Here is a 15,908-nt window from a genome sequence, read left to right on the forward strand (position 1 = left end):
TGGCATGCACCTGGCCTTCGTCGACTCCAACCCCCCTGCCCTGCAGGCCATCAGGCTGGCCAAGAGCGCGGGACACCGGGTCACCTATCTGCAGTCCGCACACACCCAGTACCCGCTCACCGACGCCAACCTGGCCCTGGTCTCGTCCGTGGACCACCTCGTCGACGGGCTGGTCACCACCGACCACGACGTGGTGACCGCGGCGCTGGCCGAGTGCCACGCCGCACACCCCATCGACTTCGTCACCACGCAGCACGAGATGTCCGCCGAGGCGGTGGCTGCGGCCTGCCGCGCACTGGGGCTGCGGGGCACCTCGCCACAGGCGGTGCTCACCGCCCGGCGCAAGGACCGCACCCGGGCGGCGCTGCGGGCCGCGGGCCTGGCCTCGGCACACTTCGCGACCGCCACCGACGAGGAGGCGGCACTGGCGGCGGCGGAGCACATCGGCTATCCCGTGGTGTTCAAGCCACCGTCCGGGGCGGCCGGGCTGCTCGCCTGTGTCGTCCACGACGCGGCCGAGGCGAGGTCGGCCTGGCAGCGGCTGCAGCGCGGCCTCGACGCGGTTCCCGAGGACTGGCGCGGCCAGTTCCGGCGCGGCGTCCTCATCGAGGAGTTCCTGGTGGGGGAGCTGGTGTCGGTGGAGATCGGCGCCCGCGACGGCCGGTTCTTCCCGCTGTGCATCAGCGGCCGCTACCGCTGGGCGGGCGACGGGGTCACCGCCCTGGGGTCCTTCATCCCGGCCGGCCTGGAAGCGCAGCAGGCCACCGCGTGCTGGGAGTACGCCCGCCGGGTCTGCCGGGCGATCGGCGCCGACATCGGCGTCTTCCACCTGGAGATCATGGTCACCGCACGGGGGCCCGTCCTGGTCGAGTTCAACCCCCGGGTCATGGGCGGCGGCCTGCCCGCCGCCTACCGCCACGCCACCGGGCAGGAGGTCTACGCCGCGCTGCTGGACATCCTCGCCGGGGCCGACGACGTCGCCGCGCCGCCCTTCCGGGCCGGCTGCACCGCGGTCCGCGTCGTCCTCCCCCGCGAGGCCGGCCGGCTCGGCCCCGACGCGACCCTGGCGCCTCTGGACGGGCACCCCCGCGTCAAGGAGGTGATCGGCTTCGGCGAGTACCGCACCGGCCCCGGCAGCGACGTGGCCCGGGGCCAGGCGCTGGCCCGGTTCATCGTCCAGGACACCGACCCGACGGCCGTCGAGCGGACCTCCGAGGACCTGCTGAGCCGGCTGGAACCACTGCTCGGCGTCCCGCTGATGACCGGCAGCTACCACCCCGGCGGCCCGGAGCACCCGGGGAGCGCAGCGTGAGCCGCCCCGGAGGGCCCGGCACCGCCGACCCGCGGCGGACGGCGGAGCGTCCGGCCGCACCGCCCGGCCGCCGTGCCCTCGTCCTCGCCCTGATGATGGCGATGGCGCTGGCGGCGCTGGACAGCGCGGTGGTGGCCACGGCCGTTCCGCGGATCGTCGCCGACCTCGGCGGGTTCTCGTACTTCTCCTGGCTCTTCTCCGGCTATCTGCTCGCCGGCACGGTGTCCCTGCCGGTCTACGGCAAGCTCAGCGACACCCTGGGGCGCAAGCCGGTCCTGCTGTTCGGCATCACGCTCTTCCTGGCGGGCTCCGCGCTGTGCGCGGCCTCCTGGAACATGGCCGCGCTGATCGTCTTCCGCATCGTCCAGGGTTTCGGCGGAGGCGCGATCCAGAGCACCGTCCAGACCCTCGCCGCCGACCTGTACCCCCTGGAGGAACGCCCGCGCATCCAGGCCGCCATCTCCTCGGTGTGGGCCGGCGCCGCCGTTCTCGGCCCCGCCGTCGGCGGCCTGATCACCACCTGGACCGACTGGCGCCTCATCTTCCTGCTCAACGTCCCGGTCGGCCTGGTCTCGCTCGTCCTGCTGGCCCGCCGCCTGAGCGAGCCGCCCCGCAAGCGCGCCGCCGGGCGCCTGCGTGCCGACTGGGCCGGCGCACTGGCCCTCTTCCTCACCGGCTGCGCCCTGCTGACCGCCATCGTCCAGGGCGGACACGCCTGGCCCTGGCTCTCCGCGCCGTCCCTCACCCTCTTCGGCACCGGCGCCGCCCTGCTGGCCGTGACGGTCGTGGTGGAGCGGCGCGCGGCCGATCCGGTCCTCCCGGGCTGGGTGTGGCGCCGCCGCACCATCGCCGCCGCCAATCTGGCCATGGGGGCGCTCGGCGTGATGACCATCGCCCCGACCGTCTTCCTCCCCACCTACGCCCAGTCCGTGCTCGGCCTCGATCCCCTGCGGGCGGGCTTCGTGCTGGCCGTCATGTCGGTGGCCTGGCCGATCTCGGCGGCCTTCAGCCAGCACGTCTACCGGCGCATCGGATTCCGCCAGTCGGCGATGACCGGCATGGCCGTCGCCTGCCCCGTCCTGCTGGCCTTCCCGGCCCTCTCCGGCACCCACAGCCCCTGGTACCCCGCCCTCATCTCGCTGGCCCTCGGCGCCTGCCTCGGCATCACCCAGCTGCCCCTGCTCGTCGGGGTCCAGTCGACGGTGCCCGTCTCGGAACGCGGTACGGCGACGGCCTCGCTCCTCTTCTGCCGCCAGCTCGGCTCCAGCATCGGCGCCGCCGTCTTCGGCGCCCTGGCCAACGCGATCCTCAACTCCCGTCTGCAGCAGACCCCTTCCGCCCTCCCGTCCACCGGGGGCAGCCCCCTCGATGCGGTCTCCTCCGCCACCTCCGGCGCCGCCGCGGGACCACTGCGCGACGCCCTCGCCACGGCGGTCGACTGGGTCTACGTCGGCGCCGCGGCGGCCGCGGCCCTCGCCGTCCTCGCACTCCTCCTGGCCCCGCGCCGCTTCCCGGTGCTCGACTGACGGGCCCGAGGGCACGAAATGCGGGCGGTTTCCCTGATACCACTCGCCTCTGAACATTGAAGCCCCGATCGCCCCCGGGTTCGTCAGATCCGCGGTTTCCGTCACCTCAGGGGGTGGCGCTCTTCGCAGACCACAGCCCGACGAGATCGCGGTAGAGATCGGACTCCACGAGCATCCGGTGATGGCTCCCGATCCGCGGGGCCCCGCCGTCCAGCACCATCACCCGGTCCGCGGTCCGGGCCGAGCTCATCCGGTGGGCGATGACGACCAGGGTGCCGGGGCGTTCCCGCATCGCCTCCTCGGCGCGGCTCTCGGTCACTGGGTCCATATGGCACGTCGCCTCGTCGAGCACGATCAACCGGGCCGGCGACAGGTAGGCGCGTGCCAGGGCGATCAGCTGGCGCTGGCCGGCGGAGAGTGCGCCGGGGTCCACGAGACCGTCGTAGCCACCGGTCGTGGACACCAGGTCCGCCAGGCCGAACTCCGTGACCGCACGGTCCATCCGGCGGTCGTCCGCCGGGCCGTCTGCCAGGTAACCGAGGTTCTCCCGGAGCGTCCCCGTGAAGACGTATGCCTCTTGAGGTAGATAGGCCCGCAGCGCGCCCTGCCGGGCGGGCGTGAGCGAGGTGAGGTCGACGCCGTCGAGGAGGACCCGGCCGCGGGTGGGTCCGTGGGTGCCGGCCACCAGGGAGGCCAGTGTCGACTTGCCGATGCCGCTGGGGCCCACGACCGCGAGGTGCTCGCCGGATGCCACGCGCAGGTCGATGCCGCTGAGGATGTCGTTCGCGCCGCCCGGATAGGAGAAGGACACCGACTCCAGGACCACCTCGACCCCGGCGGCTCCGTTCCCGGCCCTGGTGGAGGACGCGGAGGTGGGGACGGCCGGTGTGGGCGCAGGTCCGGCGCCGTCCGGCCGCGGACCGAGGTCGTCCAGCAGCCGGCCGAGCGTGACGAACAGCCTTATGCCGGTTGTGCCCACGCCCTGGACCAGGGTCTGCACCGCAGGGCGCAGGTTCTGCGCGAGGTATGTCAGTACCCCCAGGACCGTGCCCGCGCTCATGCCCTGGGCGCCCCACCGGGCCCACAGCAGGACCAGGACCAGCGGCACCCAGCCGCCCATCCCGAGGGCGAGGGTGCGCAGCGCGGTCAGGCGGGCGAGCGCGATCTCCGCGCGCGCGTTCTCCTTCGCCACGTCGTCGAACCGCAGCAGAGCCGATTCCTCCAGGCCGTACGCGGTAATGTCCCGCAGTCCCGCAGCGAGCCGCCAGGCCTCGTGTGCGAGGGACTCGGTCGCCAGGGTGCTGCGCATCTCGGCGCGTACCACCCCGCGCAGGGACACCAGGTAACAGCCGACGCCGACGGCCACGGGGGCGAAGACCAGCAGGGCGGCCGTCGGCTCCAGCGTGAGGGTGCCGACGCACACGCCGACGAAGGAGAAGGCAAAGCGGCACACCACCGCCAGCAGGCTGCCCGCCGCTTCCCGCACGATCTCGACCTGGCGGGTGAGCCGTGCGACGCCTGACCGGTCCTGCTCCATGCGGCCGCCGGTCAGCGCGTGCCGCAGCGTGGCCTCTACCGTGCGGGTCACCAGTGCGTCCCGCAGTGGCTCGACGACGGCCGCGGTGCTCAGGAGCGCTCCGCGGGCCCCGAACGCACCCACGGCCGAGACCGCGGCGAGCAGGGCCAACCACCCGACTCCCACCAGTGGTGCGCCGGCCAGAAACCCGCGGTCGACAGCCAGGGCCACGGCGTGCCCGGCCGCGAAGGCGGGCAGGGACTCCACGCCCGTCCATACAAGGACGCGGATCAGTGTGCGGCGGTCGCCGCGCAGCCTCTGCCGCAGGTACTGCCCGGCAGTGCGGCTTCCGGCGGGTCTCATCGGGCCGCTCCCTCCGGGTCGAGGGGTGTGCGGGGCTCGGTCTGTTCCTGGAATATCGCCCGGTAGCCAGGCAGCTCCCACAGTTCGCAGTGTGTTCCGGTTGCGCGCACCTTCCCGGCGTCGAGCCAGACCACCGTGTCGGCACGGGCCGCGCTGGACGCCCGGTGAGCGACGAGCACCCGCGTCGCACCCGAGGTGCCGGCGGCCAGCGCCCGGTCGATCTCGTACTCCGTCGCCATGTCCAAGCTCGATGTGGCGTCATCGAGCAGCACGAGCTGGGCGGGCCGTATGAAGGCCCGGGCCAGGCCGAGCCGTTGCATCTCACCGCCCGACAGGACCACGGACTCGACGCCGGTGCGGTATCCGTCCGGCATCTTCTCGATGAAGGACGCGGCGCGGGCGAGCCCGGCGGCGCGGACCACGTCGTCCAGCGTGGTGTTCGGCGCACCGGCCGCGATGGTGTCCGCGATGTCGTCACCGATCAGCTCGGGCCGCTCGAAGGCGAAGACAACCGAGTGCCGAAGCACCGCCCTGGACAGCGTCCGCGCGGGCACACCGCCGAGAAGCACGGTGCCACGGTCGGGGTCGAAGAGGCGGCCCATGAGCGCTGCCACCGTGGACTTTCCCGAGCCCGACCGCCCGACGAGGGCCACCGTCCCTCCGGGCGGCACGGCGATGTCGACGCCCGACAGGACGGTGCGCCCGGCACGCCGCAGGGTCACATCCCTGAGCTCGACGCCCAGGCCCGTGGCGGGGGCCGGCCCGGGCAGTTCCGCTGTGCCGTACTCCATGGTCGGCAGCGCCGTGTACGTCTCCAGCTGGCCCGCTCCGGAGCGGGCCCGGGCGAGCTGGTTGACGAATAGCACGGTCATGCCGAGGCCGGTGCCCATGGCCGTGTACTCCGACGCAGCCAGCAGTTGCCCGGAGGAGATGCGGCCGCGGCCGAGTTCGAGCCCGGCGGTGGCGACGACGGCGATGTGCAGGAGGGGGAAGAGCACGTTGCTTTGCGCGGTGACCTTGGCCTGGAGCCGCCAGAGGGCGTCCCCGCTGCGGCGGAGCCGCGGCAGCGGCTCCACCACACGGGCCACTTCGCGCTCCAGGGTGTGGGACGCGGCGATGGTGCGGGCGCCGCCGAGCGCCTCTGCGAGCCGGCTCGACACCCTGTTCTGCTCCTCCAAGTAGCGGGTGACCAGAAGCGAGCTGTCGACGGCGAACGACCTGATGCACCAAGCGACGACGGGTAGGCCGCAGCTGAAGACGAGCCCGATCCACACGTCCGTCCGCCACAGCATGAACAGGCTCACCAGCGCAGGAAGCAGGGAAAGCGCCAGCCACACCGCCGCGTTGGTCCCCATCGCGGCCGCGGCCGCGCTTTCCAGGATGCAGGCCGCGAAGCCGCCCGGCCCTCCGTCGGTCCGTGGGCGCGGGCCCGCGCCCACGAGTCGGCCGGTGGTCGTCCGTCGGAAGAAGAGCGCGGAGCGCGCCTGCACAGCGCCGGCCCGGTAGTCGCTGTACGCCTCGAACGCCACGTAGACGACCACCAGGGCCAGGCAGGCCGCCAGCCACCGGCCGAAGCCGATGCCTCCGACGAGTGCGTCGACCGCCTTGCCCAGCACGGCCGGCAGGGCGAGCTGGGCGGCGGCGCTCACACACCCGGTGGCGACGAGCACAGCCGCGCCGGCGGCCTGGGTGCGCGCCGCGGTGCGCAGCAGTCGTGTTCCCGCACCACCCGCCACTGGTCTCCACCTCGCTCGTGTGGATCACAGGGGCCGTGCGCCGGCCCCTGATGTTGCCAGCGCCCCGGGGGGACTTGGCTCCCCGAGGCGCTGCCGGAAGTTCGGGCGACGGTCACAGTGGGCCGCCGTTCACCCGGATGGACATCTCGATCAGCCTCAGCAGAACACCCAGCTGTGGCTGGAACAGGTCGCACTGTTCGAGCTGCCCAGCGGCTGCGCGGACGTGTCCGGCAGCTCAAGCCCCTGAAGGTCGAGGAGCGCCATGAGTTTTCCCTCCCCTCGGTCCGTCTCTCGTCGTCACGGCACGTACGGCCGTGGGCCGACTCAGGGTCAGCAGAAGATGTAGCTGGAGTTGCTGCACTGGTTGCTGACGCCGCTCATGGGCGCCATCTCGTCGCCCTCGGGCAGCTCAAGTCCCTGAAGGTCGAGCACCATCGGGTTCACCTCCCTTCGTGGATCGGTCCGTGCTGCCCCGCCCGTGGTCCGGGTGGGAAGTCTTGGGGGTGCCGCTGGGGCGGGCGGTGGACAGCAGAGGGAGTCCGGGGTGTTCCCGGCCCAGGGCCACCGCGAGGGCGGTGAGTACGCCGGCGTTGCCGGTCGACAGGTCCATGGACAGCCGCATGAGCATTTCGCCGGGGAAGGCGAGGCCGCCCCCGTAGGACAGGGCGTGCAGGTTGAGGAGGCCGAGCTGGCGGTCGAGATCGGCACGACTTGCCTCGCTGGGGCGCGTCCTGGCGCGTTCGGCGAGGTACAGGATGATTCCGGCCCGCCCGTTGAACAGGTCGGACTGCACGTAGAACTGGGACGAGGCGGCGCATGCGATCGCGTCCGAGGCGGTGACCAGGCGTTCGTCCGTGTCGTGCCGGAGGTACTGGTCCAGGACGAGACCGATGCCGACGCTGCCGGTCGCGAGGTACGGCATGGTCCGCCATCCCTCGTTCACGTGCATCATCCCGTTCTCGCGTGTGACGCAGCGGCGCAGGTCCTGTTCGATGGCGGTGCGGGACAGCCGCAGGTACTCGCGGTCGCCGGTCCTCTCGTACAGGCGAAGGAAGAAGAGGGCGGGGCCACAAGAGCCACGCATCAGCCCGGCGTAGGGGTGCGCGCCCCCGCTGGTGGTGGCGACGGAGTCGGCCGTGCCCAGCCGGTCGGAGATGAGCTCGGCAGCGCGCAGGTACTCGGTGTCGCCCGTTTTCTGGCTGAACGCCAGGAGGTTGAGCCCGATGCCGGCCAGACCGCCTTTGAGGTCGCTGCCGAGCATCTCCCACTGCTCCTTGAGGCACACGGCGAGCAGTTCGCGTGCGGTGTCCTCGTCGCCGAGCCTCAGCAGGGCGTGGGCCACCCCGTGCATGCCGTCGTACAGACCGAGCCGGTCCTGCGGGCGTGGCGTCAGGGCGCGTCGTGCGAGCCAGCTGCGGTATTCGTGCGGGAAGGCGACCCCGGCGTCGAGGAGCGCGAGAAGCACTCCGGCGGCCCCGTGCTGAAGGTTCAGAGCCCCGGTGTGGAACTGCTCGATGTCACCGGGAAACAGCCGGTCGTCGCGAGAGGGGGTCGCGCTGCACAGGATGGCCCGGCCGAGCGCGTCCCGCAGCCGCGGCCACTGCTCGGGGTCGGCGGTGACCCGCGGTACCCGGTCCAGCGCGGTCTCCGGGCGACGACGCAAGATGGGCGTCGGGCTGGTCCCGGTGATCCTTTCGACAGCCTCGTCGAGATACCCCGGGGGCAGCGGGAACACTTGCCGGATGTACTCGACGAAGTGGTGTGCCTTCCCGAAGTCATGCCGGAGCAAGGTGGTGAGCGGCATGAACAGCGAAAGCCGCAAGCAGCCGAGCGCGTAGTGGTCATGGTCGAATCCAGTGCGGTCGGCCGGCGCCGCGAACGCGGGGTTTACCAGGCTGGGCTTCACCCCCGCCTCGGCGTCCGATGCCACTTCGTAGTCGATCAGCGAGACTCTGCCGTCCTCCCCCACCAGGATGTTGAAGGGATGCAGGTCTCCGAAGACAATGCCACGCTCGTGGATCTCGGCGACGATGGCCTCGGTCTGCCGTGACACCTCCAGGGCCCACTCGGTGTAACGCGCCGCTTCGGCGGGGTCGGTCTCCCGCTCGTTGAGCGGGTAGCGCAGGGCGAAGGTCCTGCTGAGCGTCTCCCCCTCGACGAACTCCTGCACGAGGAAGTGGTGGCCGCCCCACTCGAAGTAGTCGATGAGTTCGGGTACGCCCGTGATGCCCTTGAGCCGCTCCAGGATGTCCCGTTCGTGGCACAACCGGTGCACCGCGTCCGCCGAATCCATGGTCAGCCCGGCATGGGGCCGGGCCTCCTTGAGGATCACCTTGCGGCCGCTCTCCCGGTGCCGGGCCTCGTACAGGCCGCCCGCGTTGGAGAAGTGCACGGCGCGTTCGACGGTGTAGGCGATGTCGTTCGTGGTGCCGCCTTTGCGCGCCTCGACATGGGGGGCGAAGAACTCCGGCACGGTGACCCACGCCGGGACGTGGAAGACCGGGTCGCGACGGTCGGGCACCAGGTTTCCGTGGTCGTCCTCGATGGCGCCGACGAGTGCGCCCGTCTCCGATATGCAGTGCCGCTCGATGAACGCGCCGTAACGCACATATAAAGGACCGTTTCCCCAGCGTAAATCGCTCAGGATGTACGGCCCTTCCTGGCCGTCGAGCTCCTTGCCGAGTTCTTCAAGAGTGGTCCGCAGAATCTGTTCGTCCAGCGGGTAGACGGTGATGAATTTTCCGCTGGACCCGCGGTCGGAGTACTTGAGATTCCGATTCTTCAGCACGTGGCGCCCGGAAAGATATTTGAATGATATATCGCGTGGTACGCAGTAGCGGTACACGGATTCCAGGACGGCATCCGCGTTCGCGCCTGTCGCCGAGACGTGGATCTTCCATCCCTGCATCGGAAGCCGCTGCTCGGGCGGCTTGCAGACAGTCCAGTCCTCCTTGGCGAACTTGGTCCATCCAGGAGGGAGTTCAATGGAATCCGCGGCGAACGCGAGCTTGGCGAGCTCGCCGGCGGTCGCCTTCCGATCCGACAGGTCGTAGAAATAGCGGTCTGCCAGACAGTAGACGTCGTAGCGCTTGTCCACCATTCCTCCTGGGATCTCCCGGCATTTCACCGACAGGTATATCTTCGGCCAACGAGAAATGTCGAACAAGTGTGTTCCTCATGGTTGCACACATGGATTTCACATGAGGGGAGCGGCCCGGTTCATGGATCTGTCGCGGAGGGGGATTTCCGATCAGCGTAAAGGCCGTCGGGCCGAACGGATCTCACGCTCGGCCCGAGGGCCCCGGCCGTGTCAAGCCTGCCCCACCCCGCCCGTTACTCGGCTCCGCGCAGCGCGGCGGACGGGCGCTGGCGCAGGGCGATACGCGTGGTGGACACACCGGTGGCAAGGGCAAGGACGCCCGCGCCGCCCAGGATGAGAGCGAGCGTGGCGCCCTCGAGGCGCGGGCGTGGCGAGCCGGTCAGTACCTGGCTGAACATTGCGAGAACGGCCCCCGCGACCAGCGATCCGACCAGGAGCGCGGTCAGCACGATCACCGCGTTCTCCAGGCGCATCATGCGGGCGACCTGTCTGCGGGTGGCGCCCACGAGACGCAGAAGCGCGAACTCTCCGGAGCGTTCCATCGTGGTCATCACCAGGGTGTTCACGACCGAGATCGAGGTGAAGACCGTCACCACCACGAGGAGCAGATAGGTGGCGGTCATGGAGGCGTCCTGGCGCCGGAGGGCCTCGGCCCGGTAGGCATCGCGGTCCAGTACCCGCCAGGATGACTTGGCCCGGTGCAGTGTCGCGAGGCTGTCGTCCAACTGCTGCTCCCGGCCGGGCTGGGCGCGTACGTACACGGCGTCCAGCAGCAGCGGCCTGTCGTACAAGTGCCCGGCCGCGAGACGCTGGGGCAGTACGGCTTCGCCGAAGCCGCGGGAGCGGCTATACACGGCGGCGACCCTGACCTTCGCCACCCGGTTGTCCTCCAGGGTGACGCGCACCTCGTCGCCCGCCCGGACGTGGGCACGCCGGGCCAGGTCCTCGCTCAGCGCGACGTCCCGCGCGCCCAGCCCGCCGATGCGGCCCTGGACGACGCCCAGGTCGAGGACCTCGTCCAGCGGTCCGTCCGAGACGATCTGCGCGATGCCGCCGGGGCCCTGTTGCTCGGACTCGGGGTCGGCGACAACCGTCACATAGGAGCCCGTGGTGGCAATCGTGGTACGGGCCCCCGCCGCGCCGCGGATCGTTGACGCGGCCAAGGCCGGAAGTCCGCTGCCGGCGCCCTGCACGATCCGGTCGGCCACCATGCGCTGCCGGTCCTGCTGCGCCTGCTCGTGCCACTTCATCTGCGGTACGAACAGGGCCACAGCGGCGAACGCGACGGTGAGGGCGAGCGGCGTGGCGGCGGCACCGAGCCGCCGGTGGCCCGCGCTGAGGTTGGTCTTCACCAGCAGACCCAGCGCCGGGAACAGGACCTGGCAGAGGAGCCCGAACACAGCGCCGGCCAGCTTGCCGACCCAGGGAGCGAGCAGCCCGACGGCGGACATCAGCACCAGGACCATGACCCCGGCCGTGTTCGCCGCGTGGGAGATCTCCGCACTCCTGATCGACACGAGCCCCCAGATACCCCCGGTCAGGACCGCGAGCCCCAGGAAGGTGCGGGCCACGCCCACCCGGCGGCGCGGGGCCGAGGCCTCGCCCAGCGCCTGGACGGCGCGCACCCGAGAGGCCCGCCGGCCGCTGCTCCACACCGAGGCCTGAGCGGTCACCCAGCAGATCAGCACGGCGATCAGGATGCTCACCGGGCCGAAGTCGAGGGGGAGGGCGCTGAGGATCAGGCCCTGGGCCACCAGCCAGGCGCGCAGTCCCACGGCGAGGAGCAGGCCGAGCCCGCAGCCGGGGACGGCGGCGACGGCGGTCACGACCAGCGCCTCGTAGGCGACGAGCCGACGGACTTGACCGGGGGTCGCGGCGACGGCCCTCAGCAGGGCGACCTCCCTGGTCCGCTGCTGGACGGACAGGGCGAAGGCGCCCGAGACCGCGAAGGCCATGACGAACAGACAGATAAAGCCGAAGGGCACGACGAAAGACACCACGTCCCCGCCACCCTGCCCCGGCACGGCCCGGTGGCCGGCATCGAGCAGCACCGCACAGGCCGTGATCAAGGTCTGCGCGCAGAGCATGGCCACAAAGGATCCGGCGAACGAGACCTTGCGGGCGCGGATGGACCACCACGCCAGGAGGAACAGCATGGGTCAGGCCCCCAGTCGCGCCATGTGCTCGGCGATGGTGCCGGCGGATGCCCCGTGCAGGACCTCGGTGACCGTGCCGTCCGCCAGGATCAGGACGGCGTCGGCGTACGACGCGGCCACCGGGTCGTGGGTGACCATCAGGACCGTCTGGCTGACGTCGTCCACGAGACCGCGGAGCAGTTCGAGGACCGTGCGGGCCGAGTTGGTGTCCAGGGCGCCGGTGGGCTCGTCAGCGAAGACCACCTCGGGGTGGGTGATGAGTGCGCGGGCGATGGCCACCCGCTGCTGCTGGCCTCCGGAGAGTTCGGCCGGCCGGTGTCCACGCCGCTCGGTGAGCCCGGTGTAGCCGAGTAGCCACTCCAGCCAGGCCCGGTCGAGCCGAACTCTCCGGCCGGCCAGCCGCGCCGGAAGCGTGATGTTTTGCTCGGCGGTCAGCGCGGGCAGCAGATTGAATCCCTGGAAGACGAAGCCGATCCGCTCTCGCCTGAGCAAGGTCAGCTCCCGCTCGCCCAACGGGCCCAGATCCCGGCCACCGATCTCGATGGTGCCGCTGTCGGGGCGGTCCAGGCCCGACGCGCAGTGCAGGAAGGTGCTCTTGCCCGAGCCGGAGGGTCCCATCACGGCGGTGAACGTTCCGTACGCCAGTTGCGTGGTGACCCCGTCGAGGGCCGTCACCGCGGACCTGCCGCTTCCGTGCACCTTGCGCACGCCGTCCAGGCGCACCGCCCAGGGGCGCTCTGCGGGTGGCGGTTGGGCGCCGCCTTGTGGCCGGAAATGGGCGGGCCGGCCTAAGCGATGGCCGGCTCCGGCGCCTGCGTGCTCGCTCACGTGCGCTCTCTCTCGCTATCAGTACGTGGGGCCCGGTGACCGACGGCCACCCGCACAAGACCCGCCCGTAATAACACGGCCGCCGTCACGCGGTCATGCCGGGCGAGGGGCGGGGGGCGGTCCACCGGTCGGTTCAGGTCACGGCTCGCGCCAGGGCTCGGACGAACCGGGGCACGTCGACCGTGCCCCAGCCGCTGGCCGTGTCGAAGCCCGGGCGTGCGGTGAACCCGTGAACCTCGGCGTAGGTGTTGGCGCCCTCGGTGACGTCGACGATCCCGGCGGTGGGCCTTGCCGCGCACAGCCGGTAGAGGGCGGGGTTGATGTCGCCCAGCGCCCCCTGGTGCAGCTGCGCCGCTAGGGCGAGGACACCAGCGAAGAGCGGGGCCGACTGGGAGGTGCCGGCCGACCCCTGCATCACGATGTCCGGAACCGAACGGCCGGGGGTCGTGTCACCGGCCGTGGCCGTGCGTTGCCATGCCGGGCGCGCGAACAGTGACGAGTGCCCGGCCCCCGACTTGGGCCACAGCGTGTCGGGAGAAGTGCGGTGGCCCTGCGGATCGACATGCAGCAAGGACCCGCCGACCGCGGTAACCCGGGGGTCGGACGCGGGCCAGGCCACTACGCGCCGGGGGTAATGCCGGTCGGGATGGTCGCGCAGTGGGCCGCTAGCCCCCAGGTCCCCCGAGGAGGCGACCAGGGTCGTGCCCACCGCGCGTGCCCGGTCGAACGTGGCGCCGTAGGCGAGCACGGACGCGGAGTCGGCGAAGTTCTGCTCGACGGAGCCGAAACTCATGGACACCACGTCCGCCAGGCGGTGCCGCGTGAGGTGGTCCAGGACCCGCATCATCTCGGGCATGCCGCTCTCGCCCTGCGTCTCGTCCACGGGCGAGGCGGCGACCACGATGCGAGCCTGCGGGGCCAACGAGTGGACCATGGCGACATCGAGCCGGGTCTCCGAGGCCCAGGCCTGACAGCTCTCCGTGTCGACGCCGGGTGAGGTGCAAGACGGCGGCTTTCCCAACGGTTCGACCCGCCGGATGTCGGCGGCAGGCAACCCGTACTGCGCGTCGTAGTCCCTCATGAACCGCTCCAGGCCCGGGTCCCCGTACGACACGAGCACCGCGACCGTGGTGCCGCGGCCCGTGATCCCTTGCCGCCACAGCTCGGCCACACGGTAGGGCACAGCTATCGAGGGCTCGCGCCCACCAACGGCATCGGCGGTCCGCGCGCGGCCGACGGTGTCGGCCGAGGCCGCACCGATGCCCGGAAGGAGCAGGCCCCCCACGACGAGCAGACCACAGATGCGCCGCCACGTACCGCCGCCGCGCACGGTCCTTCCGCGGAACCCCATGCCGCTGTCCCCTCACCGGACGTGTCCTGTCACTACAGGATCGATCCGCCGGGCGGCCCGAGCACGGCTCGGCACCACAATCGTGGGTTATCCATGCGGAGTTGAACACCCCCTGCAGCCGATCCCTACGGATGGCACCCGCGGTCCGTGGGTGCCAAGCGTGCGGTGTTTCACGAAGAACTCCTTCAGTGGGAGGGGAGGTTCGAAAAGGCCCGGGCCACGCTCAGCAGCCAGGCCACTTCCGCACCGTAGTCGCCGCTCCCGCGCACGTACGGCTCCACGGCGGGCAGTCCCTCCCCGGTGCTCAGCCCGGGGCCCGCGTGCCTGGCCCGCAGGGCCTGACGCACCGCTGTGGCCTGCACCACCGCCTGGAGGGCCGCCCCCGACAGGCCCTCCTGCCGGGCGCTGTGCCGGGCGCGCGCAGTGATCTCCGAATCCATGTAGGGCCGCAGGGCAAGGAGCCCGTCCTGGATCTCGATGACCTCGCGGTAGAGGCGGTAATCGATGTTCCCGGGCATGGCGCGGAAGAGCGGGGAGGGGTGCTGCGGTTCCAGGACGACGTGCGGATGCGCCTCGGTAACGGCGCGCCACAGCGCGTGCAGCCGCTGGTAGTGGATGTAGTTGCGCACCTTGCGGTGCCATTCAGAGGCGGCCGGCCCCCACGAGGGCATGGTCAGTCCCACCGCGAGGAAGGCAATCCCGATGCCGCTGACCAGCGGTGTGAGCAGTTCCCAGCGCCGCGGATCGAGGCCTAACTGCACGGCCGGCACTGCGGATGCGCGATGGATGCAGTAGACGAGGTACGCAGCCGCACCGATCCCGGTGGTGTACAGGCCCCGGCGCAGCCACTGACGCCCCGCCACGCGGCCGAAGCGCCGGCACAGCCGGATGATCTCGACCATCCCAGAGCCGAAGGCGGTCACATACACCAGCAGGTACACGGCGCCGGGCGCCCGGTGCGCCTGCTGGAGCAGATAGTGGGGGGCCCGCCCGGCACCCGCCGGGTCGTCGACGAACCACATCGTCAGCATGACGGCAGCGCACAGCCCACTGCTCACCAGCGCCCGGATAGCCTTGCGGCGGGCCACGTCAGGCGGATGCACCCAGTAGGCGATCGCGATGAGGGTGGCCGCGCTGGACGCCACTCCGCCGAAGAGGTGGATGCCGAGCGCGCCCAGATTGGGAATTCCGGTGCGGGCGTCCACGGCCGCCGACACGGACGGGGTGGACAGCGCGAAGGACACCGCCGTGCAGGAGAACGCCATGAGCAGGGCCAAGAGCGCCCGATCGTTGCGATGGACGCGGATGTCTCGCACCTTGTAGAGCAGAACCAGCAGGCATATCGCGGTGCAGAGGGGAAAGACCACACCCTTCACACCGTTCACTCCGGCAGCCTCAGTGACTGGTCGATCCGCGCGACGGTGGCGGCGTCACCGGAGGGCACCGCCCATGTGGATTCCCTCGGAGGGCGGGTGACCCGCTCCAGTATCAGCGAGGCGACGATTTCCGCCGCTTGTTCGTCCTCGGTGGAATAGGCGGACCGGCCCATGACCTCGATGACGCGCTGGACGTCAAGGTGAGGGAAGAGCAGCGCCATGCCTTCCGGGTCGGGCTTCGACGAGTCGGAGTGGGCGCACAGCACGTGCGCCAACTCGTGCGCGATGATGTGGTCCTGATGGAACGGCGTGATGTCGGCCTCGACGACGATGATGTCGGCACTGTCCGTCGCCAGCCATATCCCGCACGGCTCGCCTGCGCCGAGAGCCGCGGGGATCACGTGAATGGGGCGGTTGCGCCGACGGCTCAGCCGGTCGATGAGCGCGGCAACGCTGCTCCCGGTGGGCAGGTCCAGGCGGTCAAGGAGCTCTTCGGACGCACGGTGCAGCCGCCTGAACCTCCTGCGGTCGGCCCACCAGCGGGACAACAGGGATAAGCCAGACACCGTTACAGCCGCCGACTGCTCTCGCCCGCAGGGAAGTCCCGGCGGGCTCCTCTGTGGAGAGATAGCTCCTGGATCCGC

At 71.2% G+C, this 15,908-nt stretch carries 11 protein-coding genes; 2 read left to right on the forward strand and 9 right to left on the reverse strand.

Annotation, left to right across the window (positions count from 1 at the left end):
• Window positions 1–4 precede the first annotated feature (4 nt).
• Together CFW40_RS17705 and CFW40_RS17710 are read left to right on the forward strand one after the other, a co-directional pair.
• Entirely contained in the window at window positions 5–1,312 is a 1,308-nt protein-coding gene (locus CFW40_RS17705; RefSeq protein ID WP_088798818.1) for an acetyl-CoA carboxylase biotin carboxylase subunit family protein, read from the forward strand.
• Window positions 1,309–2,838, forward strand: a complete 1,530-nt coding sequence (locus tag CFW40_RS17710) for an MFS transporter (protein ID WP_256331422.1) — start codon at window positions 1,309–1,311, stop codon at window positions 2,836–2,838. Before CFW40_RS17705 ends, CFW40_RS17710 begins: the two co-directional genes overlap by 4 nt.
• Before the next feature lie 106 nt (window positions 2,839–2,944).
• Here the strand turns inward: CFW40_RS17710 and CFW40_RS17715 are convergent, their stop codons facing one another.
• From CFW40_RS17715 to CFW40_RS17750, 9 genes are all read right to left on the reverse strand, one after another.
• Window positions 2,945–4,717: an ABC transporter ATP-binding protein gene (locus CFW40_RS17715; RefSeq protein ID WP_088798819.1), complete on the reverse strand. Its 1,773-nt coding sequence runs from the start codon at window positions 4,715–4,717 to the stop codon at window positions 2,945–2,947.
• A complete protein-coding gene (locus CFW40_RS17720) occupies window positions 4,714–6,453 on the reverse strand; it encodes an ABC transporter ATP-binding protein (protein ID WP_088798820.1) in 1,740 nt (579 codons plus the stop codon). Before CFW40_RS17720 ends, CFW40_RS17715 begins: the two co-directional genes overlap by 4 nt.
• A gap of 156 nt (window positions 6,454–6,609) precedes the next feature.
• Entirely contained in the window at window positions 6,610–6,717 is a 108-nt protein-coding gene (locus CFW40_RS38940; protein WP_107440483.1) for a SapB/AmfS family lanthipeptide, read from the reverse strand.
• A gap of 145 nt (window positions 6,718–6,862) precedes the next feature.
• On the reverse strand, window positions 6,863–9,553 hold the full coding sequence (gene lanKC / locus CFW40_RS17725; protein ID WP_088798821.1) for a class III lanthionine synthetase LanKC: 2,691 nt from the start codon (window positions 9,551–9,553) through the stop codon (window positions 6,863–6,865).
• A 233-nt stretch (window positions 9,554–9,786) separates the two neighbouring features.
• The gene (locus tag CFW40_RS17730) at window positions 9,787–11,709 is read right to left on the reverse strand and encodes an ABC transporter permease (RefSeq protein WP_088798822.1); all 1,923 of its coding nucleotides are present in this window, start codon (window positions 11,707–11,709) and stop codon (window positions 9,787–9,789) included.
• Between the two features lie 3 nt (window positions 11,710–11,712).
• Window positions 11,713–12,432 (reverse strand): ABC transporter ATP-binding protein, encoded by a 720-nt coding sequence (locus CFW40_RS17735; protein ID WP_256331773.1) that lies wholly within the window; start codon window positions 12,430–12,432, stop codon window positions 11,713–11,715.
• Between the two features lie 238 nt (window positions 12,433–12,670).
• Window positions 12,671–13,888, reverse strand: a complete 1,218-nt coding sequence (locus CFW40_RS17740; protein WP_088798824.1) for a S8 family serine peptidase — start codon at window positions 13,886–13,888, stop codon at window positions 12,671–12,673.
• A 185-nt stretch (window positions 13,889–14,073) separates the two neighbouring features.
• Window positions 14,074–15,273, reverse strand: coding sequence for an MAB_1171c family putative transporter (locus CFW40_RS17745; protein ID WP_088798825.1), 1,200 nt, complete (start codon window positions 15,271–15,273; stop codon window positions 14,074–14,076).
• Window positions 15,270–15,830, reverse strand: a complete 561-nt coding sequence (locus CFW40_RS17750; RefSeq protein ID WP_093649371.1) for an ImmA/IrrE family metallo-endopeptidase — start codon at window positions 15,828–15,830, stop codon at window positions 15,270–15,272. Before CFW40_RS17750 ends, CFW40_RS17745 begins: the two co-directional genes overlap by 4 nt.
• Window positions 15,831–15,908 lie beyond the last annotated feature (78 nt).

The sequence above is a fragment of the Streptomyces sp. 2114.4 genome, assembly GCF_900187385.1.
In the GTDB taxonomy this organism is placed as follows: domain Bacteria; phylum Actinomycetota; class Actinomycetes; order Streptomycetales; family Streptomycetaceae; genus Streptomyces; species Streptomyces mooreae.